General features: G+C 36.2%; 23 protein-coding genes and 1 tRNA gene. 18 read left to right on the top strand and 6 right to left on the bottom strand.

Annotated features, from left to right (window positions below; genetic code table 11):
* Nucleotides 1-24: 24 nt before the first annotated feature.
* From ACYFX0_RS06050 to ACYFX0_RS06020, 7 genes are all read left to right on the top strand, one after another.
* Nucleotides 25-837: a pyruvate, water dikinase regulatory protein gene (locus tag ACYFX0_RS06050; protein WP_000368949.1), complete on the top strand. Its 813-nt coding sequence runs from the start codon at nt 25-27 to the stop codon at nt 835-837.
* A gap of 635 nt (nt 838-1,472) precedes the next feature.
* Nucleotides 1,473-1,616 carry a hypothetical protein gene (locus tag ACYFX0_RS06045; protein WP_000479749.1) on the top strand — a complete coding sequence of 48 codons (144 nt, stop codon included), beginning with the start codon at nt 1,473-1,475 and terminating at the stop codon, nt 1,614-1,616.
* An 81-nt stretch (nt 1,617-1,697) separates the two neighbouring features.
* Entirely contained in the window at nt 1,698-3,494 is a 1,797-nt protein-coding gene (gene dnaG, locus ACYFX0_RS06040; protein ID WP_000528221.1) for a DNA primase, read from the top strand.
* A 59-nt stretch (nt 3,495-3,553) separates the two neighbouring features.
* Nucleotides 3,554-4,681 (top strand): RNA polymerase sigma factor RpoD, encoded by a 1,128-nt coding sequence (rpoD, locus tag ACYFX0_RS06035; RefSeq protein ID WP_000764066.1) that lies wholly within the window; start codon nt 3,554-3,556, stop codon nt 4,679-4,681.
* Between the two features lie 386 nt (nt 4,682-5,067).
* Nucleotides 5,068-5,424 (top strand): cytochrome c550, encoded by a 357-nt coding sequence (gene cccA / locus ACYFX0_RS06030; RefSeq protein WP_000828142.1) that lies wholly within the window; start codon nt 5,068-5,070, stop codon nt 5,422-5,424.
* Nucleotides 5,425-5,589: 165 nt separating this feature from the next.
* Nucleotides 5,590-6,297: a tRNA (adenine(22)-N(1))-methyltransferase gene (locus ACYFX0_RS06025; RefSeq protein ID WP_001006546.1), complete on the top strand. Its 708-nt coding sequence runs from the start codon at nt 5,590-5,592 to the stop codon at nt 6,295-6,297.
* Nucleotides 6,294-7,415 carry a Nif3-like dinuclear metal center hexameric protein gene (locus ACYFX0_RS06020; RefSeq protein ID WP_000036249.1) on the top strand — a complete coding sequence of 374 codons (1,122 nt, stop codon included), beginning with the start codon at nt 6,294-6,296 and terminating at the stop codon, nt 7,413-7,415. The genes ACYFX0_RS06025 and ACYFX0_RS06020 overlap by 4 nt, the downstream gene beginning before the upstream one ends.
* A gap of 40 nt (nt 7,416-7,455) precedes the next feature.
* Here ACYFX0_RS06020 and ACYFX0_RS06015 read toward each other — a convergent pair whose 3' ends face one another.
* Together ACYFX0_RS06015 and ACYFX0_RS06010 are read right to left on the bottom strand one after the other, a co-directional pair.
* Nucleotides 7,456-8,406 (bottom strand): 4-hydroxy-3-methylbut-2-enyl diphosphate reductase, encoded by a 951-nt coding sequence (locus tag ACYFX0_RS06015; protein ID WP_000706658.1) that lies wholly within the window; start codon nt 8,404-8,406, stop codon nt 7,456-7,458.
* Between the two features lie 89 nt (nt 8,407-8,495).
* Entirely contained in the window at nt 8,496-9,227 is a 732-nt protein-coding gene (locus tag ACYFX0_RS06010) for a YqfQ family protein (RefSeq protein ID WP_142398809.1), read from the bottom strand.
* Nucleotides 9,228-9,408: 181 nt separating this feature from the next.
* On the opposite strand from ACYFX0_RS06010, the gene ACYFX0_RS06005 reads away from it, so the two are divergent.
* The gene (locus tag ACYFX0_RS06005) at nt 9,409-10,719 is read left to right on the top strand and encodes a DEAD/DEAH box helicase (RefSeq protein WP_000192443.1); all 1,311 of its coding nucleotides are present in this window, start codon (nt 9,409-9,411) and stop codon (nt 10,717-10,719) included.
* A 168-nt stretch (nt 10,720-10,887) separates the two neighbouring features.
* Nucleotides 10,888-11,784 (top strand): deoxyribonuclease IV, encoded by an 897-nt coding sequence (locus ACYFX0_RS06000; RefSeq protein ID WP_000912461.1) that lies wholly within the window; start codon nt 10,888-10,890, stop codon nt 11,782-11,784.
* Nucleotides 11,785-11,802: 18 nt separating this feature from the next.
* On the opposite strand, the gene ACYFX0_RS05995 is transcribed toward ACYFX0_RS06000, so the two are convergent.
* Nucleotides 11,803-12,057, bottom strand: a complete 255-nt coding sequence (locus ACYFX0_RS05995) for a DUF2624 domain-containing protein (protein ID WP_001048959.1) — start codon at nt 12,055-12,057, stop codon at nt 11,803-11,805.
* Between the two features lie 149 nt (nt 12,058-12,206).
* Between ACYFX0_RS05995 and ACYFX0_RS05990 the strand changes: the two genes are divergently transcribed.
* The 4 genes from ACYFX0_RS05990 to ACYFX0_RS05975 all read left to right on the top strand — a co-directional run bounded on the left by ACYFX0_RS05990 (nt 12,207) and on the right by ACYFX0_RS05975 (nt 15,295).
* Nucleotides 12,207-13,085 carry a YitT family protein gene (locus ACYFX0_RS05990; RefSeq protein WP_000435962.1) on the top strand — a complete coding sequence of 293 codons (879 nt, stop codon included), beginning with the start codon at nt 12,207-12,209 and terminating at the stop codon, nt 13,083-13,085.
* A 179-nt stretch (nt 13,086-13,264) separates the two neighbouring features.
* Complete coding sequence (locus ACYFX0_RS05985) at nt 13,265-14,035, top strand: metal ABC transporter ATP-binding protein (RefSeq protein WP_001059662.1); 771 nt, start codon at nt 13,265-13,267, stop codon at nt 14,033-14,035.
* On the top strand, nt 14,035-14,868 hold the full coding sequence (locus ACYFX0_RS05980; RefSeq protein ID WP_000613815.1) for a metal ABC transporter permease: 834 nt from the start codon (nt 14,035-14,037) through the stop codon (nt 14,866-14,868). The genes ACYFX0_RS05985 and ACYFX0_RS05980 overlap by 1 nt, the downstream gene beginning before the upstream one ends.
* Nucleotides 14,869-14,881: 13 nt before the next feature.
* Nucleotides 14,882-15,295 (top strand): Fur family transcriptional regulator, encoded by a 414-nt coding sequence (locus ACYFX0_RS05975; RefSeq protein WP_001054516.1) that lies wholly within the window; start codon nt 14,882-14,884, stop codon nt 15,293-15,295.
* 79 nt (nt 15,296-15,374) lie between these two features.
* On the opposite strand, the gene ispG is transcribed toward ACYFX0_RS05975, so the two are convergent.
* The 3 genes from ispG to yqgB all read right to left on the bottom strand — a co-directional run bounded on the left by ispG (nt 15,375) and on the right by yqgB (nt 17,832).
* A complete protein-coding gene (ispG, locus tag ACYFX0_RS05970; RefSeq protein WP_153578351.1) occupies nt 15,375-16,478 on the bottom strand; it encodes a flavodoxin-dependent (E)-4-hydroxy-3-methylbut-2-enyl-diphosphate synthase in 1,104 nt (367 codons plus the stop codon).
* Between the two features lie 164 nt (nt 16,479-16,642).
* Nucleotides 16,643-17,008 (bottom strand): protein YqfZ, encoded by a 366-nt coding sequence (gene yqfZ, locus ACYFX0_RS05965; RefSeq protein WP_000825419.1) that lies wholly within the window; start codon nt 17,006-17,008, stop codon nt 16,643-16,645.
* A 65-nt stretch (nt 17,009-17,073) separates the two neighbouring features.
* On the bottom strand, nt 17,074-17,832 hold the full coding sequence (gene yqgB, locus ACYFX0_RS05960; RefSeq protein WP_000021895.1) for a protein YqgB: 759 nt from the start codon (nt 17,830-17,832) through the stop codon (nt 17,074-17,076).
* 242 nt (nt 17,833-18,074) lie between these two features.
* Between yqgB and ACYFX0_RS05955 the strand changes: the two genes are divergently transcribed.
* The 5 genes from ACYFX0_RS05955 to ACYFX0_RS05935 all read left to right on the top strand — a co-directional run bounded on the left by ACYFX0_RS05955 (nt 18,075) and on the right by ACYFX0_RS05935 (nt 23,860).
* A tRNA-Ile gene (locus ACYFX0_RS05955) sits at nt 18,075-18,148 on the top strand.
* Between the two features lie 221 nt (nt 18,149-18,369).
* Entirely contained in the window at nt 18,370-18,981 is a 612-nt protein-coding gene (gene sodA / locus ACYFX0_RS05950) for a superoxide dismutase [Mn] (protein WP_001052032.1), read from the top strand.
* 116 nt (nt 18,982-19,097) lie between these two features.
* Nucleotides 19,098-20,375 carry an MFS transporter gene (locus ACYFX0_RS05945; protein ID WP_000871388.1) on the top strand — a complete coding sequence of 426 codons (1,278 nt, stop codon included), beginning with the start codon at nt 19,098-19,100 and terminating at the stop codon, nt 20,373-20,375.
* 109 nt (nt 20,376-20,484) lie between these two features.
* On the top strand, nt 20,485-22,611 hold the full coding sequence (locus tag ACYFX0_RS05940) for a peptidoglycan D,D-transpeptidase FtsI family protein (RefSeq protein WP_000038980.1): 2,127 nt from the start codon (nt 20,485-20,487) through the stop codon (nt 22,609-22,611).
* 331 nt (nt 22,612-22,942) lie between these two features.
* Complete coding sequence (locus ACYFX0_RS05935) at nt 22,943-23,860, top strand: PstS family phosphate ABC transporter substrate-binding protein (RefSeq protein WP_000871818.1); 918 nt, start codon at nt 22,943-22,945, stop codon at nt 23,858-23,860.
* The last annotated feature ends 19 nt before the right edge of the window (nt 23,861-23,879 follow it).

Genomic DNA, 23,879 nt, shown 5'->3' with positions numbered 1-23,879 from the left:
ATTTGTTTAAAGTGAGGTAATGTAATGGATAATAAAATCGTATATGTCGTATCTGACTCTGTAGGGGAAACGGCTGATTTGGTTGTTCGAGCAGCAATGGGGCAATTCCCGTTTGCTCCTGATATTAGACGTGTACCGTATGTAGAAGATACAGGGACATTAAAAGAAGTGATTTCGATTGCTAAGAGTAATCAAGCACTTATATGTTTTACGTTAGTTAAGCCTGATATGCGCCAGTATTTAGTGACGGAGGCTGCAAGAGAAGGGGTAGAGGCATACGATATTATCGGCCCTCTTATTGATCAAATTGAAGAAATTACGGGGCAAGTGCCGAGGTATGAGCCAGGTGTTGTCCGTAGGTTAGATGAAGAATACTTTAAAAAAATTGAAGCGATTGAGTTTGCTGTGAAGTATGATGACGGCAGAGATGCAAGAGGTATTTTAAAAGCAGATATCGTGTTGATTGGTGTTTCGCGTACATCAAAAACACCACTTTCTCAATATTTAGCTCATAACAAACGCTTGAAAGTTGCGAATGTACCACTCGTACCAGAAGTTGACCCACCTGAAGAACTATATCAAGTGGCAAAAGAAAAATGTTTCGGTTTGAAAATTACGCCAGATAAGTTAAATCATATTCGAAAAGAACGATTAAAATCACTTGGATTAAGTGATGGAGCAACGTATGCAAATATTAATCGTATTCAAGAAGAAATTGATCACTTTGAGGAAGTAATTAGTAAAATAAATTGCCAAGTAATCGATGTATCCAATAAAGCGATTGAAGAAACAGCAAATATTATTGTGAATGCAGTGCAAAACCAAAAAATGTTTTAGCACATTTACCAAAGGTGAATGTGCTTTTTTCGCTCTGGTGAAATATGATATCTATGGATTTTGTAATAGATTGTAGTGTAATGGTTATACTTATACTCCTTTGTCTTTTAGTATATTCAAGGTGTGAGTTTGTCATCCTGAAATGTAAGATGAAAAAATAAAGGGATATGTAGCGTAGTTGAAGAAAATATATTATAATAAAAAATTGTGATAAAAACCTATATTTTACGTTTAGACTTTAATTTTTCAGAATAAACTAGGGATAGGATTTACGAAAAAGACATGTAATTACGTTAAATCGACAAAATCTATACAAGAAAATGCACATTATGGAAGGATTCACAGAAGGGATGTAGAATACAGAAATATGCAAAACATCAACAACATATTAGTTGGTATAGATGCATGTCCCGTGAAGAATGAAATTGTGCAAGTTGGAGCGGAATTTCATGTCGGAATTTTGCTTGTCGCATCATATGCTCATCCTTTAAGGAAATAGCAAGGCAATTGGATCTTTGTAGATACTGAACAAAATGGAGTTGATTGTTATATGGATCAACATGAAAAAGCTACAGATCTCAAGATCAAACAGTATATGTGACTTGCTACTCTTCTTGTAAAAAGGTGTATATGTATTGTTTCTAAGAGGTACATTTGTAACAGATGAGCAAATGTATACAATTTTATATAGCAGGTATGTATCTGCGATTTATGCAGATAAAGGACCTATAGGAAAGGTTCAAAACCGTTTATACAATGTAATCGGCAACACTTTCTAACAAGTTTAGAAAAATATTGTCGAATTATAAAGGAATTTTTTAATTTATATCGAATACAAAATACGACACGGAGATGGAGTTATGGGGAACAGAATTCCCGAAGAAGTTGTTGAACAGATTCGGACATCATCCGATATTGTAGAAGTAATTGGTGAATACGTTCAACTTAGAAAACAGGGGCGTAACTATTTCGGCCTTTGTCCATTTCATGGTGAGAATTCTCCTTCATTCTCTGTTTCATCTGATAAGCAAATTTTTCATTGCTTCGGATGTGGAGAAGGCGGAAATGTATTTTCATTTCTAATGAAAATGGAAGGACTGGCTTTTACCGAGGCTGTTCAAAAGCTAGGCGAAAGAAATGGAATTGCGGTTGCAGAGTACACATCAGGGCAAGGACAACAAGAAGACATATCTGATGACACTGTCATCATGCAACAAGCTCATGAATTATTGAAAAAGTATTATCATCATTTATTAGTAAATACGGAAGAGGGAAATGAAGCACTTTCATATTTATTAAACCGTGGTATTACGAAAGAGATGATTGAGAAGTTTGAAATTGGTTATGCATCACCTGCTTGGGATGCAGCGACGAAAATTTTACAAAAAAGAGGTTTATCGCTGTCTAGTATGGAACAAGCTGGCCTTCTAATAAGAAGTGAGAAGGATGGTAGTCATTACGATCGCTTCCGTGGAAGAGTTATGTTCCCGATCTATACGTTACAAGGTAAGGTGATAGCGTTTAGTGGAAGGGCGTTAGGAGATGACACTCCAAAATATTTAAATAGCCCGGAAACGCCGATTTTTCACAAAAGTAAATTGTTGTATAACTTCCACCAAGCAAGACCGTTTATTAGAAAGCGTGGGCAAGTGGTTCTTTTTGAAGGATATGCCGATGTACTAGCTGCGGTAAAAAGTGGCGTGGAAGAAGCCGTTGCGACAATGGGAACGGCTTTAACTGAAGAACAAGCAAAACTTCTGCGACGTAACGTTGAAACTGTTGTTCTTTGCTATGATGGTGATAAAGCAGGGCGAGAAGCGACGATGAAAGCAGGGCAATTATTGCTAAAAGTTGGTTGCCAAGTGAAAGTCACATCCTTGCCAGATAAGCTTGATCCTGATGAATATGTGCAACAATATGGGACTACCGCTTTTGAAAATCTTGTGAAATCAAGTGTGAGTTTTGTTGGTTTTAAAATAAATTATTTGCGTTTAGGGAAAAATTTGCAAGATGAGTCTGGCAAAGAAGAATATGTGAAAAGTGTTTTAAAAGAGTTATCGTTGTTACAAGATGCGATGCAGGCAGAGTCATATTTGAAGTCATTATCGCAAGAATTTTCGTATTCAATGGAAACACTTTTGAATCAATTGCACCAATATCGCAAAGAACAAAAGGTACAGCAAAAACAAATAAAGCAGGTTGCTAAACCGTCTCAAGTCGTTCAAACAAAACCGAAGTTAACAGGTTTTGAAAGAGCGGAAAGAGAAATTATTTACCATATGTTGCAAAGTGCAGAAGTAGCTGTTCGTATGGAATCCCATATAGAAGATTTTCATACAGAAGAACATAAAGGGATTTTATATGAACTATACGCATATTATGAAAAGGGAAATGAACCTTCAGTCGGAACATTTTTAAGTTGGCTCTCTGATGAAAAGTTGAAAAATATTATCACTGATATTTCGACGGATGAATTTATTAATCCAGAATACACAGAAGAAGTGTTGCAAGGCCATTTGGAGACGCTTAGACGGCATCAGGAAAAACTTGAAAAGATGGAGATCATCTTTAAAGTGAAACAAATGGAAAAAACAGATCCTGTAGAGGCTGCTAAATATTATGTAGCATATTTACAAAATCAAAAAGCGAGAAAATAGCTTTTTTGATAAAGTTTTAGTATAATGAATGTTTGTATCTCGCGTAAGGAGGGGAACAGATGGCTGACAAACCAGCTCGTTCTAAACAAATTGAAACTGAAATGACCCTTGAGCAAGTGAAAGAGCAACTCACTGAGCTCGGAAAAAAACGTGGCGTTCTTACATATGAAGAGATTGCAGAACGCATGAATGGATTTGAAATTGAATCCGATCAAATGGATGAATACTATGAATATTTAGGTGAACAAGGCATTGACTTAGTTGGTGATAATGACAACGAAGAAGGCCCTAATAATCGCCAAATTACAAAAACAGAAGAAGAGTTTGACCTCAATGATTTAAGTGTACCACCTGGGGTTAAAATCAACGATCCTGTTCGTATGTATTTAAAAGAAATTGGTCGTGTAGACCTACTATCTGCAGAAGAAGAAATTCGACTTGCAACGCGTATTGAAGAAGGCGATGAAGAAGCGAAACGTCGTCTTGCAGAAGCAAACTTACGTCTTGTAGTAAGTATTGCAAAGCGCTACGTAGGCCGTGGTATGCTTTTCTTAGACTTAATTCAAGAAGGTAATATGGGTCTAATTAAAGCTGTTGAAAAGTTCGATTATCGTAAAGGTTTCAAATTTAGTACGTATGCAACTTGGTGGATTCGCCAAGCTATTACACGTGCCATTGCAGACCAAGCGCGAACAATCCGTATTCCAGTTCATATGGTTGAAACGATTAATAAGTTAATTCGTGTACAACGTCAATTATTACAAGATTTAGGTCGCGAACCGTCTCCTGAAGAGATTGGTGAAGAAATGGATCTTGCTCCAGAAAAAGTACGTGAAATCTTAAAAATTGCACAGGAGCCAGTTTCTCTTGAAACACCAATTGGTGAAGAAGATGACTCCCATTTAGGTGACTTTATTGAAGACCAAGAAGCAACATCGCCTGCGGACCATGCAGCCTATGAATTGCTAAAAGAACAATTAGAAGATGTGTTAGATACACTAACAGATCGTGAAGAAAATGTTCTGCGTCTTCGTTTCGGTTTAGATGATGGACGAACTCGTACGCTTGAAGAAGTTGGGAAAGTATTCGGCGTAACGAGAGAGCGTATCCGTCAAATTGAAGCAAAAGCACTTCGCAAATTAAGACATCCAAGTCGTAGTAAGCGTCTTAAGGATTTCTTAGAATAGGTTATTTTTTAAGTTTACTTCACCTTTGTGAAGTAAACTTTTTTATTTTGTTAATTTTTGTTAAAATTTAGCTATCGGCAACGATTACAATTTCTTGTAATTTATTTTACAGAATTGTCTTTTGATTTGCAAATGCTCATTTTTCGATTTTTCGATTAATTTTGTTTATTCTATACAAAAATATATGTAGAAAAGCGAAAAATATGATGAGAAACGTTAATAATTATCGAAATAATAAGCTATATGACAATAAAAAACAATAAACTGAATTTATGGAATATTTTTAACAAGTAGTAGTTTACTCTTTTCTGATAGAGCGTTTTCAAGTACAATGGAAATGACTGAATCATCTAACTATTTAGGGGTATAGAGGGGGGAGAAGAGATATGAAACGTAATCCGCTGATTCCGTTCGCTCTTATTGCAGCATTAGGTATTATCGTTATGTTTGTATTTTCATTTCAGGGGCTAAATAAATCTAAAGAGTTAGCTGATGCAAAAAATGGCGGGAAGCCAGCACAAACAGCATCAAAACCAGAGGATATTGTGAAGCAAAGCTGTACGAGCTGCCACGGTGATCAGTTACAAGGGGCGGTAGGACCTAACTTACAAAAAATTGGTGGGAAACTTTCAAAGGATGAAATTAAAGAAATTCTTTCGAAAGGAAAGGGCAATATGCCTGCCAATATAGTTCCAGCTGATCAAGCCACTAAAGTAGCTGATTGGTTATCGAAGAAAAAATAAAGTCCCGTATGACAAGCCTTTTGCTTATGCAAAGGGCTTGTTTTTCTATATTTTCTAAAATACGATGAATGATAGAGAAATGAATTGTTGTTATGGGCTTGCAACAACTACTATAAATTCATTATCATGGAGACAGACTGACAAGAGAAGGAGTAATGGAAATACATGAATGAAGTAAAGCTTTCAAAACGATTAGAAGAAGTTGTGCGTGAAATACCAGTAGGATCTACAGTTGCTGATATTGGATCGGATCATGCGTATTTACCGTGTTATACAATTATAAATAATATTGCTACAAAAGCAGTTGCAGGAGAAGTTGTAGATGGACCATTTCGTTCTGCACAAGCAACTGTAGCTGAAAGTGGCTTACAAGATAAAGTAGATGTACGTAAAGGGAATGGATTAGCTGTTATCGCGCCAGGAGAAGTAGATGTTATTACGGTTGCAGGAATGGGCGGAGCGTTAATTCGTGATATTTTAGAAAGTGGTAAAGAAAAATTAGAAGGTGTAACACGTTTAATTTTACAGCCGAATATTGCAGCACATCATATTCGTGAATGGTTTGTTGAAAATGGTTGGGAGCTTATCCATGAAAAAATCGTAAAAGAAGATGGGAAAATTTACGAGATTTTAGTAGGAGAGCGAGGAAATGTCGAAGCACCTTACTCGGAAAATAAACAAGCGGGATTGTTTATGGGGCCATTTCTAATAAAAGAGAAAAATGAAGCTTTTGGTGAGAAATGGGAAGGGGAATTGAAAAACTTCCAAAATATTTTAAAACAGTTAGAACGTGCGGCTAATTCTGAAGAAACAAAAGCGAAACGTGCAGAAGTAGAAGCGAAAATGAAAATGATAGGGGAGATTTTATCATGAGCAAAATTCCAAACGGCCATGAAATTATTTCTTTATTTGAAAGTATGTATCCGAAGCATTTGGCGATGGAAGGAGATAAAATTGGTCTGCAGATTGGAGCGCTTAATAAATCTGTACAACACGTATTGATTGCGTTAGATGTAACGAAGGAAGTTGTGGAGGAAGCGATTCAATTAGGAGCGAATGTCATTATCGCGCATCATCCTTTAATTTTTAATCCGTTAAAAGCGATTCATACAGATAAAGCGTACGGAAGAATTATTGAAACGTGTATTAAAAATGATATTGCCATTTATGCAGCGCATACAAATGTGGATGTTGCCAAGGGCGGAGTAAATGATTTACTTGCTGAGGCGTTAGGGTTGCAAAATACAGAAGTTCTAGCACCAACATATGCGGAAGAAATGAAAAAAGTTGTTGTGTTTGTGCCAGTAACTCATGCAGAAGAAGTACGAAAAGCATTAGGAGACGCAGGTGCTGGTCATATCGGCAATTATAGCCACTGTACGTTTAGTAGCGAGGGTACAGGTACGTTTGTACCTCAAGAGGGGACAAATCCTTATGTAGGGGAAACTGGACAGTTAGAGCGCGTAGAAGAAGTGCGAATCGAAACGATTATTCCAGTTTCACTACAACGAAAAGTGATTAAAGCGATGGTAACGGCACATCCATATGAAGAAGTAGCGTATGATGTGTATCCACTTGATAACAAAGGCGAAACATTAGGGCTTGGGAAAATAGGATACTTAAAAGAAGAAATGACACTTGGACAGTTTGCAGAACATGTAAAGCAATCATTAGATGTAAAGGGTGCACGAGTTGTTGGGAAATTAGATGATAAAGTGCGCAAAGTAGCTGTACTTGGTGGTGATGGTAACAAATACATCAATCAAGCTAAATTTAAAGGAGCGGATGTATATGTAACAGGTGACATGTATTATCATGTTGCTCATGATGCGATGATGCTCGGTTTAAATATAGTTGACCCAGGACATAACGTTGAAAAAGTAATGAAGCAAGGTGTGCAAAAGCAATTACAAGAAAAAGTGGATGCAAAGAAACTCAATGTACACATTCATGCTTCGCAATTACATACAGATCCATTTACATTTGTATAAGAAAAATAAAAACCGTTGCTCATATAGGCAACGGTTTTTATTATTGTTCTTTTTTCACTTTTACACGAGGTAATATTTTTTGTAACGGTACTTTTCGAACTCTCTCCCATGTAGCGGGATTCATTGGGTCATATTGATCTAAGAAAGCGATAACTTCTTTTGTAATTGGAGTTGGAGTAGAAGCACCTGCTGTAACAGCTACGTTTTCTACACCTTGTAGCCACTCTAATTGGATTTCGCTTACATCAGCAACTCGATATGCTTTTGTACCTGCGATTTCTTGTGATACTTGTGCTAAGCGATTTGAATTATTACTTTTCGGATCACCAACAACAATTGTTAAGTCTGCAACATCAGCTTGTTTAGCGACAGCTTCTTGGCGAACTTGGGTTGCTAAACAAATTTCTTTATGGAATTCTGCTGTTGGGAATTTTTTTTGAATGTCCTCCATCAAATGTTGAACATCCCATTGACTCATTGTTGTTTGATTCGTTACTAAAATTTTATCTGTTGGGATTTCTAATGTTTTTAAATCATCGGCTCTTTCGATAAGGTGAACGATGTCAGGTGCAATACCGACTGCGCCTTCTGGCTCTGGATGATTTTTTTTACCGATATAAATGACATGATACCCTTCCGCTTTCTTAGCTTCGATAAGGTCATGCGTCTTGGTAACATCTGGACAAGTGGCATCGATTGTTGTTAAACCTTTTTCTTTTGCGCGTTGTTTAACTTCTGGAGAAACACCGTGTGCAGTGAAAATAACAGTACCAGAATCAATTTTATCTAAAATTTCTAAGCGACTTGGACCGTCTAATGTGATGATTCCATCTTCTTCAAAAGCGTCTGTAACATGTTTATTGTGAACAATCATACCTAAAATATAAATGGGTCTCGGCAATGATTTATCTAATGCGGCATTACGTGCAATTACCATTGCATCGACAACACCGTAGCAATAACCACGAGGGGAAATTTTAACAATTTTCATATGAGTAATCCTCTCCTTCTAAACAAGGGATACTTTTGTGCATAGTCTTTTACATTATAAAGGAGGAGTGGATAGAAAACAAAGGATTGTTACACATATAGTTTTGGTTTTGTTGCTGTTTGTTGAACTGGTTCTTTCGGTAACTCTTTTTCTATTACAGGTTCAATCACTATTTTCTTTCGTTTTCGTTTCTTTTTTTGAGGTGTAGGAGGCGGACTTTTTACCTCAACTGGCTCTGTTACATTTTCCGTTTGATTTTCTTCCGTACTTTTTCCAGAGGTGAGGATTTTAACAATGCTTGGTAGACTACGCATAATAGGACCGTACTGTTCGACGACAGGACCTACAGATTGAACGACTTGGGATACTTTTTCGATGTTATTTATCATATTAGTTGGATTCGAAATTAAATTCGAAAAAAAACTGCCGATGCCACTGCTTGCTGCAGTTGTAGTTGCTGCCCCGCCGCGCGTTTCATTTGATTCATACATTTGAGGCGGTATCATTTGCTCAGGATGTTGCTGCATGTATGGTTGATATTGTGGATGTTGCTGAGGATATTGTTGCTGGTATTGCTGCTGATATTGCTGTTGATATTGCTGCGGCGGTGGTTGCTGATGCATCATCGGTGGGCCTTCCATTTGTCGGTAAGGCGGAACCATTTGCATAAAAGGCTCGGTTGGATCGTGTTTTTTAAAAAGCTTAGCAAGAAAACCTTTCTTTTTTTGCGCCATTGGTGGTAGTTGTGGAATGGGATATGGTGTATAAGGTTGTTGTCCTTGATTCGGATACATTTGCCTTGTAGGGGATTTCGGAAACATGTGAGAAATCCTCCTTTCTTCAGTTAGGTATATACACATACAATATGCAATAAAAGGGAAGAAGGTTAGTTTTTGAAGTGAAAACCTAAACTAAAGATGGATTTTACTTGTAGATTTCGATATAATGTAGACTTGACTGATTTGTGCGCGCAGTAGAAATTTTAGAAAGAAGGTGTAACTTATGACACAAAAAACTTTTACACAGTATGATTTTAAACCATTTTTAATAGATGCAGTTCGTGAACTACGCTTTACAGAGCCGACAGGAATTCAGCAGAAAATTTTCCCGGTCGTGAAAAAAGGTGTAAGTGTAATTGGGCAATCCCAAACAGGTTCTGGGAAAACACATGCATACTTACTTCCTACATTAAACAGAATTAATGCAAGCCGTGAAGAAGTACAACTTGTTATTACAGCACCTACTCGTGAGTTAGCACAACAAATTTACGAAGAGATTGTGAAATTAACAAAATTCTGTGCGGAAGATCAAATGATTACAGCGCGTTGTTTAATTGGTGGAACTGATAAACAACGTTCAATTGAAAAATTGAAAAAACAACCTCATATCGTAGTTGGGACACCAGGGCGTATTAAAGACTTAGTTGAAGAACAAGCATTATTTGTTCATAAAGCAAATACGATTATTGTCGATGAAGCAGACTTAATGCTTGATATGGGATTTATTCATGATGTAGATAAAATTGCAGCACGTATGCCTAAAAACTTGCAAATGCTAGTTTTCTCTGCAACAATTCCTCAAAAACTAAAACCGTTTCTGAAGAAATATATGGAGAATCCAGAGCATATTCATATCAATCCAAAACAAGTTGCAGCTGGAAACATTGAACACTATTTAGTGCCTTCTAAACATCGTAATAAAATTGATTTAGTGAATAAAATGCTACTTCAATTTAAACCTTATTTAGCAGTTGTTTTCACGAATACGAAAAAGATGGCGGATCAAGTTGCTGATGGATTAATGGAACGCGGCTTAAAAGTTGGACGAATTCACGGGGATTTATCACCACGTGATCGTAAAAAAATGATGAAACAAATTCGTGACCTTGAATTCCAATATATTGTTGCGACTGATTTAGCAGCACGTGGTATTGATATTGAAGGGATTAGCCATGTTATTAACTATGAGCTACCATCAGATTTAGATTTCTTCGTTCACCGCGTTGGAAGAACAGCACGTGCGGGGCATTCTGGTATTGCAGTGACGATTTATGATCCAGCAAACGAAGAAGCGTTAGATAGCTTAGAAAAACAACGTCATATCGAGTTTAAACATGTAGATTTACGTGGAGATGAGTGGGCGGATTTAGGTGAGCGTCGTCGTCGTAAGAGCCGTAAAAAACCAAATGACGAACTTGATGTTATGGCAACGAAAGTTATTAAAAAACCGAAAAAAGTAAAACCAAACTATAAACGTAAACTTGCAACAGAACGTGACAAAGTGAAGAGAAAATATAGCAATAAAAAAAGATAAGGGGTTTCCCTTATCTTTTTTTAATCCCGCTAATTTAAATGAAGAGTATAGTCTGTTTAAATAGTCAAATAAATTTGTGTAGTGCGTCTTTTGTGAACAAACAATTCACTACATATTTCTACAAATTATGCTATCATTATATCTATTGTATATTGAAGAGGTGATTGTATGTTAAAGATTGGATCTCATGTTTCCATGAGTGGTAAGAAAATGTTATTAGCAGCAAGTGAAGAGGCTGTTTCATATGGTGCAACGACGTTTATGATTTATACAGGTGCACCGCAAAATACACGAAGAAAACCAATTGAAGAATTGAACATAGAAGCAGGAAGAAAACATATGGAGCTGAATGGAATTGAGGAGATTATCGTCCATGCACCGTATATTATTAATGTTGGGAATACGACAAAGCCAGAAACATTCCAATTAGGTGTAGACTTCCTTCGTATGGAAATTGAAAGAACATCGGCATTAGGTGTAGCGAAACAAATTGTTCTTCACCCAGGAGCGCACGTTGGTGCTGGAGCAGATGCTGGTATTCAACAAATTATTAAAGGGCTTAATGAAGTATTAACGCCAGAACAGACGGTTAACATTGCATTAGAGACGATGGCAGGAAAAGGAACAGAATGCGGTCGTAGCTTTGAAGAAATTGCAAAGATTATTGATGGTGTAAAATATAATGAAAAGCTATCTGTATGCTTTGATACGTGCCATACGCACGATGCAGGATATGATATTGTAAATGACTTTGACGGCGTGTTAAACGAATTTGATAAGATCGTTGGTATAGATCGTTTACAAGTACTTCATATTAACGATAGTAAAAATGTACGCGGAGCAGGAAAAGACCGTCATGAAAATATTGGATTTGGTCACATTGGGTATAAAGCATTGCATCACGTTGTACATCATCCACAGTTAATGCATGTACCAAAAATTCTTGAAACACCGTATGTAGGGGAAGATAAAAAAGATAAGAAACCACCATACAAATTGGAAATCGAAATGCTGAAAAACGGTAATTTTGATGAAGGGATTCTTGAAAAAATTAAAGCACAATAAGGAGGGGAAATCCCCTCCTTATTTTAGTAGTTGCTGAAATAATGTATTTACTTGTTGGGCAGTGGCAGGGGAAGTTACTCTTGCGATCTGTTTTAAGAGTTCTAGTCGCTCGTTGTTATCGTAAATATTAATATTTTTACCTTTCATAAGTAAAACGATTTGGTCAGCTTGTGCAGTCGTAATAGAAACTTCATATTCTTTGCTATATTTTAATAACTCTTTTGTAGAAATATGATTTAATTTTTTATTAACAATTTGTTTTATGAGGTTCATCTTGTTATCCTCCTTCACGCGTTCTTCTATCGAAATATATGAGCATATAGCTTGTACATATTCGTATGGAGTTTCTTTTTTCATGAGGAAAAGAAGCGTATGTTATAATATAAGGACAAAACTACAGAAAAAGAGTAAAGGGAGGACCTATGGAGCAAAAGCAACATCGAAAAGAAAGTGTTATTCATCTCATTTATCGTTTAGTTATGATTATTTTTGGAGCAGCATGCGCGGCGGTAGCGATTGAACTATTTTTAATGCCAAATAAAATTATTGATGGTGGAATTATTGGTATTTCTCTTATATTAGATTATCTTACTCCTAACATTTGGTGGTTAAGTTTTTCTACTTTAGTCGTTGTTCTCAATATCCCATTTATGTATTCGGGTTATAAGCAAATTGGAAAAACATTTATGTTATCTTCGACATTTGGTATTGTAGCGTTAGCTTTCATTGAGTCAACGTTACATGCGGTGCCACCATTTACAACAGAACCTATTTTAGCGACAGTGTTTGGTGGGCTTATTTTAGGTCTTGGTGTAGGACTTGTAATTCGTCATGGTGGGTCGTTAGATGGAACTGAAATTATGGGGATTTTATTAACGAAGAAATTACCGTTCTCTGTTGGTGAATTCGTAATGTTTGTGAACTTATTTATTTTTGCATGGGCAGCATTTGTGTTTGGTGTGGAACAAGCGATGTATTCTGTTATGACCTACTATATTGCATTTAAAACGATCGATACAGTAATTCAAGGGCTAGATGAAACGAAGGCGGTTTTAATTGTATCTGATCAATACGAGGAAGTATCAAACGCGATTTTGCATCGTCTTGGCCGTGGAACTACAAAGCTGGTAGCAAAAGGTGGTTACACGGATAAAGAAAAAGAAGTTATTTATGCAGTTGTAACGCGTCTAGAAGTGACGAAGTTAAAATCAATTGTGCATGAAATTGATGAAAATGCGTTTGTGACGATTATGAACACGCAAGAGACAAATGGTGGTAAGTTTAAATCGGCTATTCACTAAAAATTTATAGGAATATTTTTCGAAAGCAGAGAATTTTTCTCTGCTTTTTGTTATAATAGTAAGGTTTCTTGAAAAAATAGATATATTTTAGGCAGATTGGTTTACAACTATAATAAGCTGTACTATAATTCAAATAGATATAAATCGGAATCATTCTGAATTAAAATAGGTGAGATGCTATGAATAATATATTAGAGATTGAAGGTTTAACATTCCGATACGAAGATCGGAATGTGTTAGAAAATATTAATTTGCAAGTTCCGAAGGGAGCTTTTTTAGGTTTAGTGGGACCGAATGGTTCAGGTAAATCAACTTTACTTAAGTGTTTATTAGGCGTTTTAAAGCCAAAAGAAGGAAGCATTCGCGTGTTTGGCGTTGATAGTAAGAAGTTTAAGGAATGGAACAAAGTTGGTTATGTATCCCAAAAGGCAAATAGTTTCAATTCTGGTTTTCCAGCAACTGTTTCTGAAGTTGTGTCAATGGGACTTGTTTCGAAAAAAGGGCTTTTTCGCTTTTTCACAAAAGAAGATAAGAAAAAGGTAGAAAAAGCAATTGCTGATGTAGGGATGAGTGAGTTTCAAGGTCGTAACATTGGAGAGCTTTCTGGTGGACAGCAACAGCGTGTATTTATTGCTCGTGCGCTCGTTAGTGATCCTGAATTGCTTATTTTAGACGAGCCTACTGTTGGAATTGATGTAAAAAATGTGGAAAGTTTTTACGAAATATTAGAGGATTTAAACAAAAGATTGGGAATCACATTAATTCTTGTTACTCATGATATGGGAGCTGTTACCGAAAAAGTAACACATGTTGCATGCCTAAACCAACATCTACATTTCCATGGAAATGTAGAGAAGTTCCGAGAGTTAGAAGATGCAGAAATGTCGGTCTTATATGGACATCATGTTCATCGTTTAGAACACGAACATGAGCATCACGGGAGGATATAATGATACAAGATTTTTTACAATATGACTTTTTACGTAATTCTTTATACGCAGGTATTTTAATTGGACTTGTTGCACCGCTAATTGGTGTGTTTGTTGTTATTCGTCGTTTATCTCTTATTGCGGATGCATTAAGTCATGTGACGTTATCAGGTATTGCAGCAAGTTTATTACTTGAAAAAACCATTTTTACAGGTGGATTTTTAAACCCCTTATATATGGGGATGATTTTTTCAATTGGTGGAGCGCTACTAATCGAAAAGTTAAGAACTGTATATAAGCACTATCAAGAATTAGCAATTCCGATTATCCTTTCGGCAGGGATGGGAGTTGGAGTTATTTTCATTTCACTTGCAAATGGATTTAACACAGACTTATTTAGTTATTTATTTGGTAGTGTTAGTGCTGTAACAAGTACGGATTTAATTATTATTGGGATTGTAGCAATTGTTGTTGTTGCGACAATTATTTTATTATATAAAGAGCTGTTTCTACTATCATTTGATGAGGAATACGCAGTATCAACTGGTTTAAGAGCGAAATGGATTCACTTTATTTTCATTATATTAGTTGCTCTTGTCATTGCAGTATCAATGCGTGTAGTAGGGGTTCTTCTCGTATCATCATTAATGACGTTGCCAGTTGCAGCGAGTATTCGTATTGCTAAAGGATTTAAACAAACAATTTTCTTTTCCATTTTATTTGGTGAAATTGCAGTTATTGGTGGAATGTTTGCTTCGTATCAACTTGATCTAGCACCAGGTGGTACAATTGTTATGATAGCAGTTCTTATTTTAATCGGTGCGATTTTATGGAAGAAGAAAAAAACTGCATAAAGTAGGGATAGGTATGAATCTAACGGAAGCTTTACGCCTAATGAAAGAAAAAGGATACAAACATACTGGAAAAAGAGAAGAGATGCTCAGATTATTTGCAGCACATAATCGTTATTTAACTGCGAAAGACGTTTTAGAGCATATGAAAGACGACTATCCAGGGCTTAGTTTTGATACGATTTATCGTAACTTAACAGTTTTTGCTGAGATTGGTGTTTTAGAACAAACGGAATTAAATGGTGAAAAACATTTTCGTTTTACTTGTTCTATTATGGAACATCATCATCATTTTATTTGTTTGGATTGTGGGGGGACGAAAGAGATTACTTCCTGCCCAATGGATTTTATGAATAAAGATTTTACTGGTTATGAAGTAACGGGTCATAAGTTTGAAATATATGGTCGTTGTCCAAAATGTGCAAAGTAAAAGCTCGTCGGTTATATAACTGATGAGCTTTTTTACGTAGAAAAGAAGGTTGCTCACAAATATTGTGGCAACCTTCTTTTTATTGTTCTTGTGTCTCTTTTTCTTTTTCTCGTTCAGCAGCCATTTCAGCAGCAATTACGTCGATTTCTTTTTTCAGTTCTTCTACCATTGTTTCTTCTGGTACTTTACGAACGACTTGCCCTTTACGGAATAATAATCCCTCTCCACGTGCACCAGCAATACCGATATCAGCTTCACGAGCTTCACCAGGGCCATTTACAGCGCAACCAAGTACTGCAACTTTAATTGGTACTTGAAGTGTAGAGATGTATTCTTCCACTTCGTTAGCGATGCTAATTAAATCGATTTCAATACGACCACAAGTTGGACAAGAGATAAGTGTCGCTGCGTTAGACGCAAGACCGAATGATTTTAATAATTCACGAGCAACTTTTACTTCTTCAACTGGATCAGCACTTAATGAAATACGTAGTGTATTTCCGATGCCTTTACTTAAGATTGCTCCAAGACCAGCGGCACTTTTTACAGTTCCAGCAAACAATGTTCCAGATTCTGTAATACCTAAATGTAATGGGTAATCAAAAGCGCGAGCAGCTTTCTCGTATGCTTCGATTGCTAAGTTAACATCAGAGGCTTTCATAGATACGATAATATCGTGGAAATCTAAGTCCTCTAAAATTTTAATATGATGTAGCGCGCTCTCAACCATACCATCTGCAGTTGGGTACCCGTACTTTTCTAAAATGTGACGCTCTAATGAACCGGCGTTTACACCAATACGGATTGGAATACCGCGCTCTTTTGCTGCATTTACAACAGCTTCTACTTTATGGCGACGACCAATATTACCTGGATTGATACGTACTTTATCAATGCCACCTTCAATTGCTTTTAAAGCAAGGCGATAATCAAAATGAATATCAGCAACAAGTGGAATGTTGATTTGTTTTTTTATATCAGCAATAGCATCTGCTGCGCGTTCATCTGGAACGGCAACGCGGACGACTTGACAGCCGGCTTCTTCTAAACGCTTGATTTCAGCAACTGTTGCTTCAACATCATGTGTTTTTGTTGTTGTCATACTTTGTATAATTAATTCATTATTACCGCCGATTGTTAAATTACCGACTTTAACTGGACGTGTTTTTGTACGATGAGTCATTTCATTCACGAATAGATCGCTCTCCTTATAAAAGAAGTTTCTTATTTAGTCCCTCATATCAATGATAGTATACGTGATATAGGGCTATAGAAACCGAAGTGCTCGGTTTCACTTTTACTATTGTATCAGCGCCTTTATGTAATTGACAAGGATTAAGTGATAGCTTATTGATATAACGGGAATTTATAAGACTTTCCAATTTGGATTTTTGTAGCAGATGTACTTTTGTTTAATAGTTTAAAGTCGTCAATGACTTTTTCTATGGAAGGAATTTTTTTCTTGTTAATTTGTTCTGTAATAGAAAGAACTGTCTCACCAGTTTTTACTTCAATTGTTTTATAAGATGTATCCGTTTCTTTTTCTGTTTTATTCTCTTTATTTTGTTGGTTGTCTGCGTTCTCTTTTTTAATCGTTTGGGCAGCGGTTGTTTTTTTATATGAACTTAACATCGGTAAAGTACCGATTTTTATATCGTAATAAAATACATAACCGAGAACAAGCACGAATAGGAATATACCTAACCTCTTCATATTCTTCACTCCTTTGCTAGGAATATATGCTTGTCCAAAAAAAAAATGCCTATTTAGGCATTTTTTTATTTTTCTTTCGGTTGGGGTACCTCTTTAATCGTTAAGTATAGAACGATTAAAACAACAGCGATATAAATGAATGTTGCCCCAGGTACGACGATTTTGAATAAATCCATAATCATGAAGAAAATGGTTGGGATTGTGTAGCTGTATGCAGTTAGTGTCCAAACTTGTTTATAGGATAGTTTACGTTGACCGCTCATAGCAGAACCGATGAACGCAAGTAAAGTCACGCCTACAAAAGTGATGAATAATTGGAATAGGTACACTAAGAATCCGATAACGAATAATAAAATTGGATAAATATTATCGAATAAAGAAATAAATTCTTGTAAATCTTTTTTCTCAAGAGATGCACCTAACAAATCGTTATAAGAATACGTTTGTGTTTGACCATTTCCCATAGAGACTACTTTATCTTTTAAAACAAATAAACCTGTTTTATTTTGATATTTTTCTAGGTCTGTTGAATTTGGATCAAATACGAAAAGTGCATTTCCTTCTTCTTTTTCAATGGGTTGATCAATATCGGCTTTTAGTTCGCCATTTTCAATCTTAAAGTCAGGTAAATCTTTATCGATGACTTGATTTACCATGCCTACACCATCTTGGATAAAACTACCGTACAAAAAAGTTCTTGGAATAGTAGTAATTAAGCAAAGTAGCATAATATACAAAATGGTTTTACCGATTTTTTGAAAACGGAATAGCGCCATATCTTTAGGCGAGTATATGCTTTTTACGAATTGGGTAAATATGGACATAGATTCACTTCCTTTATGTATGTATAAAATCATTGTAACGTAGGAATCTAGAGAATCTCAAGATATATTATATTTACATATAGTGGAGATAACTAAATTTCTTTTTATTAACTTTCTTCTTTTAAATAAGAAAAATACAATTGACACTTTTCTTTTCTATATGGTAAATTTATCTTACCTTTCTTAAAGGGCATATCCGATAGGAATTCCTTTATTTGATATGTTGTTACATACATAATTGTGGACCCTTAGCTCAGCTGGTTAGAGCAGACGGCTCATAACCGTCCGGTCGTAGGTTCGAGTCCTACAGGGTCCATATCCATTTCGCATGTTTATTATGTTAGCAGGAAGCTTCCTTGTAGAAGGAAGCTTTTTTTACGGAATATATGAGCATTTTAATTGAAAAGAAGTGGGAATTTTGCTACTTTAATGATAGCAAGACAATGTGATTTATTTGTTTGCACCCTATGGCAATTAGGGTAGAATGAAGTTGTATGTCACTTAAGTGGCAATACATAAACTGGGAGGAATATAACAATGGCAAAACACGAATTACCAAATTTACCTTATGCGTATGATGCTTTAGAGCCTCACTTTGACAAAGAAACAATGAACATCCATCATACAAAACATCACAACACGTATATTACAAACTTAAACGCTGCTTTAGAAGGTCATGCAGAATTAGCTGACAAAAGCGTAGAAGAATTAGTTGCAAACTTAAACGAAGTACCAGAAGCGATCCGTACAGCAGTACGTAACAATGGTGGCGGACATGCTAACCATACATTCTTCTGGACAATCTTATCTCCAAACGGCGGAGGACAACCTGTAGGTGAACTTGCAACTGCAATTGAAGCGAAATTCGGTAGCTTCGATGCATTCAAAGAAGAATTCGCAAAAGCTGGCGCAACTCGCTTCGGTTCTGGTTGGGCTTGGTTAGTAGTAAACAATGGTGAGTTAGAAGTAACAAGCACTCCAAACCAAGATTCTCCTTTAACTGAAGGTAAAACTCCAGTTATCGGTTTAGATGTTTGGGAGCACGCTTACTACTTAAACTACCAAAACCGTCGTCCAGACTACATCGGCGCATTTTGGAACGTTGTAGATTGGAACGCTGCTGAAAAACGTTACCAACAAGCAAAATAATCGTAATAAATATAGAAAAAGCTAGGGGAGAGCCCCTAGCTTTTTTCTATGCTTTCCTTTTACATAATTGGGCTTGTCTTTGGAAGACTAGAACATGAAGTAAAGGAGAGTTGTGTATGAAGTGGAAACATATAATTGGTGACGTTGAAGTGAATCGGGATTTAGTGTTATTGCTCCTTATAGGAGGTTTATACACGCTCGCAATTTCTTTATCGAATACGTTTGTAAATATTTATTTATGGAAGCAAACACAAAATTATGTGAATCTTGGCTTGTATAATTTGGCCAGCGTTGTATTACAGCCTCTCACATTTCTTGTAGGGGGGAAATTAGCGAAACGTATCGATCGCTCGATTTTATTACGAATAGGAGTAGGAACGCTCGCAATTTTTTTTATCGTTGTTTTAGTGGCTGGAAAAAGTGCTTCTCAGTATATTTTATTAATGGGGGCTCTTTTAGGAGTAGGATACGGTTTTTACTGGTTGGCTTTTAACTTATTGACATTTGAAATTACAGAACCAGAAACAAGAGATTTCTTTAATGGATTTCTTGGACTTCTTACATCTTTCTCTGGGATGATTGGACCAATAGCAGCAGGATACACAATTTCACGCATGGAGAAATGGAGTGGTTATACTGTTATATTCTTTCTTTCATTAGTTTTATTTGCAATTGCTGTCGTCTTAAGTTTCTTTTTATCTAAAAGAGAATGTGAAGGGCGTTATGAAATTGTGCAAGTATTGAAAGAACGAAGAGTTGATAAAAATTGGGGAAAGATTACACGAGCTCATTTTTTCCAAGGATTGAGAGAAGGAACGTTTATTTTTGTCATTTCAGTATATGTGTATTTAGCAACTAATAGTGAGTTCGCATTAGGGAAATATAGTTTAGTGAACTCTGCTGTATCCTTTGTATGTTATTACTTGGTCGCTCGCATGTTAAAGAAAGAGTGGCGAAAAAAAGCAATTTTACTTGGGGGCATTATTTTATATGCTGTCGTCTTTTTAGTTATTTTCAATGTTACATACACGAAATTACTTATTTATGCGGCATGTATTGCGGTTGCATATCCTATTTTACTTGTTCCATACGGGTCAATGACATATGACGTAATTGGTAGAGCTAAAAATGCGAGAGAATGGCGTGTGGAATATGTCGTTGTCCGGGAGTTATGGTTAAATGCCGGAAGAATCTGTTCCATTTTAAGTTTTTTATGTGCTGTACTATTCTTTCCACCTGAAAAAAGTTTACCTTACTTATTATGTATTTTAGGTGCTGGACATTTTCTTATTTATTTTGCAGTTAAAAATGTCAAATATGATGGGGAAAATGCAGATAAAACAAGTGTTGTAACGCAAGGAACTACGCAGAATCAAACTGAACCAGAAGGTTAACTTCTCGTTTGTTTTATGCTAGAATAGAAAAAGATGTAAAACAGCAGTGAGGACACCTATATGAAGGTGTCCCTTTCACATTACATAGCTGTTGGTAGAGGGGGTTTGTATGAGCAAGAAGCAGAAGCAAAATAAGAAAAAGACCCACGTTCCTTTTCGGTTAAACGTGCTGTTTTTCTGCGTGTTTTTAATGTTCTCCGCGGTTATTGTAAGGCTCGGATATGTACAAATTGTTCGCGGTGAAGAATATAAGAATGAAGTGGAGAAGAAAGAAAACTCAACGATAAGTAATCCTGTACCGCGTGGGAAAATATTTGACCGTTATGGGCGACCTGTAGTAGATAATGCAGCCATTCGTACTATTACATTTACAAAAATGAAAGGATCAACGGCAGAGGATCGCTTAGAAACAGCGAAAAAGCTAGCAGATTTGATTGAAGTACCGACAGATAAATTAACAGATCGCGATAAAAAAGATTATTGGCTTGCTATGCATAAAGAGGAAGCTAAAGAAAAAATTACGAATAAAGATCGCCAAGAGTTTAAAGATAAAAAAATTGATGATAAAGAATTAGACGAGCGTCAGCGAAGTCGTGTAACAGAAGAAGAGATTAATCAATTATCCGCAAAAGATCTAGAAATATTAGCGATTAAAAGTAAGATGGACGGCGGATATGCAATGACACCTCAAGTTATTAAAAAGGATGCTACAGAAAAGGAATATTCGATTATTAGTGAAAACCTAGCAGCATTACCAGGTGTAGATACGAATGTTGATTGGGATCGAAAATATACGTACGATGATTTATTCCGAAGTGTACTTGGTGGGGTGTCGACATCTGATGAAGGCTTACCGAGAGAAAGACTAGATTACTATCTTGTTCGTGATTATAATCGAAATGACCGAGTAGGAAAAAGTTATCTTGAACAACAGTATGAAGATAGCCTGCACGGTACGAAAGCAGAAGTTAGAAATGTTACAGATAAAAACGGTAATATTTTAGAAACGATTAATGTATCAAAAGGACAAAGTGGTAATGACTTGAACTTAACAATTGATATGGAATTACAAAAGCGTGTGGAAGATATTCTTGCGAAGAATTTAATGAGATTTAAAGGAAGCGAACCTCTTTTAGATCGCGCATTCGTTGTAATGATGAATCCAAAAAATGGTGAAGTTTTATCTATGGCGGGGAAACAATTAGTTAACGAAGATGGTCAAACGAAAGTAAATGACTTTGCATTAGGTACCATGACAAGTTCTTATCCGATGGGGTCAACTGTAAAAGGTGCAACAGTACTTACTGGATATCAAACTGGTGCGATTCAACCAGGGTCGGTGCAATTGGATGAACCAATTAAATTAAAAGGTACACCTACGAAATCGTCTTGGAAAACGATGGGATACATTAATGACCTTACAGCTTTAAAAATGTCTTCTAACGTTTATATGTTTAAAACAGCGATGAATATCGCCGGTGTTCAATATGTGAGAGGTGGTACGTTAGATATACCTCAAAAAGCATTTGATACGATGCGTTATTATTTCGGACAGTTTGGACTGGGTGTAAAAACAGGAATTGATTTACCCAATGAATCTGCTGGTCAGATGGGTAGAAGTAGTCAACCAGGTTTCTTACTAGATTTATCAATTGGACAGTATGATACGTATACACCGCTTCAATTAGCGCAATATATTTCGACGATTGCCAATGGCGGATATCGTATGCAACCACAAGTTGTAAAAGAAATTCGTCAACCAGCAGTGAAACCAGATGAAGTTGGGAAAGTTGTTCAATCTATGGAACCGAAAGTATTAAATCGTGTTGATATGCCAGAATCGCAAATTAAACGTGTTCAAGAAGGATTTAGACAAGTGTATAATGATTCAGGTGGTACAGCTACAAAATACTTTACAGGTGCAAAATATAAAGCGGCAGGGAAGACAGGTACCGCGCAAACTGTGTATGGCGGAGATAAAGAGATTGGTAGAAAGGCAAACGGTGAACGTGTGGAAACATATAACCTAACATTAGTAGGTTATGCGCCACTTGAAGATCCAGAAGTAGCATTCTCTGTTGTCGTTCCGTGGGTACATGATGATAAGACTGGTATTAATGGATATATTGGTCGTGAAATTATGGACGCTTACTTTGATTTGAAAAACAAAGAAGTAAATGGTGAAACTCCAAAAGATGACAAAGACAATAAAAATAAAGATCAAGATGATGAATAAAAAAATTGTAAAAAAGCACACTATCTGAAAAGATAGTGTGCTTTTTTTTATGGTTTATGCATATCGTGTAATAAATGTGGACAAGTATACAACACTGAAAAACACGCGGCCGTATAAATGATACTTGTATATGATGAGATAGGGGATAACTGTTTTATAGGGAAATCATCAGAGAAAATGAATAGCTACTACTGATTAAAATTGTATCGTATGTTGATCTTTGTGGAACTTTACAAAACTTTTACAAACAATTAAAACCGAATTAATAGTTTAGCAGTATTCTTATATCTGTAATCCTGTTATTTCCGGTTACTTCTAGGAGGAAGAACACGTGAAATGGATGCGTACACCGATTAAAATTTTCGTACTATCAATATGGTTCCTCTGTTTTGAAATGTCTACTGCATTTGCTTTAAATGATACGGGAGAAGTGAGAGTTGATGGATCCTCAACGGTTTTTCCTATTATAGAAGCAGTAGCGGAGGAATATACAAAGGTGCATCCAGACGTGAAAATTTCCATCAGTATTTCTGGAACTGGGGGAGGATTTAATCGTTTCGGTAAAGGAGAAGTAGATATAAATAATGCTTCGAGAGTAATGAAACAAGTCGAGAAAAATGAAATGAAGAAAAATTCTATTCAATTCACACCTTTTGAGGTGGCTAAAGATGGTCTTACAATTGTTGTGAATTGGCACAATACATGGGTAGACGATATGTCAGTAGACGAGTTACGTCTACTGTGGAGTGAAGATGGAAGTGAGAAGCGATGGTCACAAATTCATTCAACATGGCCACGTGAACAAGTGAACTTTTATGCACCAGGCGTAGACTCTGGTACGTATGATTATTTTCAAAATGTCATCTTACAAAATCATCGCATTGTAAAAAAAGTCTCTTTGTCTGAAGACGATCAAGTTATTATGCAAGGGGTAATGAATGATAAACATGCCATTGCTTTTGTAGGATATGCTTATTATATGGCTAATCGAGATAAGGTGAAAGCAATAAAAGTAAATGGTGTATTTCCGACGAAAGAGACCATTCAATCAGGTAAATATAAGCCGTTATCTAGGCCGCTACTTACTTATGTGAATAATGCATCTATCCGAAATAAAATGAATGTAGCAAACTATGTTGAGTTTATGATTCAGCATGTTGGTAACCTCGCTGAAGAGGTCGGTTATGTAAAATTGCGAAAAGAAAAATACAATGAACAGCTGCGTATGTTAACAGAAATAAAAAGGTAATGTCAGGGTGGAAAGGGGT

Source organism: Bacillus sp. NEAU-Y102, assembly GCF_054788175.1.
The sequence above is the reverse complement of the archived record's forward strand: the minus strand, read 5'-3'. Positions and strand labels throughout refer to the sequence as shown.

What these genes read in the sequence shown, in the direction of transcription:
- ACYFX0_RS06050 (WP_000368949.1), top strand. Translation starts at nt 25, where the DNA reads ATGGATAATAAAATCGTATATGTCGTATCTGACTCTGTAGGGGAAACG.
- dnaG (WP_000528221.1), top strand. Translation starts at nt 1,698, where the DNA reads ATGGGGAACAGAATTCCCGAAGAAGTTGTTGAACAGATTCGGACATCA.
- rpoD (WP_000764066.1), top strand. Translation starts at nt 3,554, where the DNA reads ATGGCTGACAAACCAGCTCGTTCTAAACAAATTGAAACTGAAATGACC.
- cccA (WP_000828142.1), top strand. Translation starts at nt 5,068, where the DNA reads ATGAAACGTAATCCGCTGATTCCGTTCGCTCTTATTGCAGCATTAGGT.
- ACYFX0_RS06025 (WP_001006546.1), top strand. Translation starts at nt 5,590, where the DNA reads ATGAATGAAGTAAAGCTTTCAAAACGATTAGAAGAAGTTGTGCGTGAA.
- ACYFX0_RS06020 (WP_000036249.1), top strand. Translation starts at nt 6,294, where the DNA reads ATGAGCAAAATTCCAAACGGCCATGAAATTATTTCTTTATTTGAAAGT.
- ACYFX0_RS06015 (WP_000706658.1), bottom strand. Translation starts at nt 8,406, where the DNA reads ATGAAAATTGTTAAAATTTCCCCTCGTGGTTATTGCTACGGTGTTGTC.
- ACYFX0_RS06010 (WP_142398809.1), bottom strand. Translation starts at nt 9,227, where the DNA reads ATGTTTCCGAAATCCCCTACAAGGCAAATGTATCCGAATCAAGGACAA.
- ACYFX0_RS06005 (WP_000192443.1), top strand. Translation starts at nt 9,409, where the DNA reads ATGACACAAAAAACTTTTACACAGTATGATTTTAAACCATTTTTAATA.
- ACYFX0_RS06000 (WP_000912461.1), top strand. Translation starts at nt 10,888, where the DNA reads ATGTTAAAGATTGGATCTCATGTTTCCATGAGTGGTAAGAAAATGTTA.
- ACYFX0_RS05995 (WP_001048959.1), bottom strand. Translation starts at nt 12,057, where the DNA reads ATGAACCTCATAAAACAAATTGTTAATAAAAAATTAAATCATATTTCT.
- ACYFX0_RS05990 (WP_000435962.1), top strand. Translation starts at nt 12,207, where the DNA reads ATGGAGCAAAAGCAACATCGAAAAGAAAGTGTTATTCATCTCATTTAT.
- ACYFX0_RS05985 (WP_001059662.1), top strand. Translation starts at nt 13,265, where the DNA reads ATGAATAATATATTAGAGATTGAAGGTTTAACATTCCGATACGAAGAT.
- ACYFX0_RS05980 (WP_000613815.1), top strand. Translation starts at nt 14,035, where the DNA reads ATGATACAAGATTTTTTACAATATGACTTTTTACGTAATTCTTTATAC.
- ACYFX0_RS05975 (WP_001054516.1), top strand. Translation starts at nt 14,882, where the DNA reads ATGAATCTAACGGAAGCTTTACGCCTAATGAAAGAAAAAGGATACAAA.
- ispG (WP_153578351.1), bottom strand. Translation starts at nt 16,478, where the DNA reads ATGACTCATCGTACAAAAACACGTCCAGTTAAAGTCGGTAATTTAACA.
- yqfZ (WP_000825419.1), bottom strand. Translation starts at nt 17,008, where the DNA reads ATGAAGAGGTTAGGTATATTCCTATTCGTGCTTGTTCTCGGTTATGTA.
- yqgB (WP_000021895.1), bottom strand. Translation starts at nt 17,832, where the DNA reads ATGTCCATATTTACCCAATTCGTAAAAAGCATATACTCGCCTAAAGAT.
- sodA (WP_001052032.1), top strand. Translation starts at nt 18,370, where the DNA reads ATGGCAAAACACGAATTACCAAATTTACCTTATGCGTATGATGCTTTA.
- ACYFX0_RS05945 (WP_000871388.1), top strand. Translation starts at nt 19,098, where the DNA reads ATGAAGTGGAAACATATAATTGGTGACGTTGAAGTGAATCGGGATTTA.
- ACYFX0_RS05940 (WP_000038980.1), top strand. Translation starts at nt 20,485, where the DNA reads ATGAGCAAGAAGCAGAAGCAAAATAAGAAAAAGACCCACGTTCCTTTT.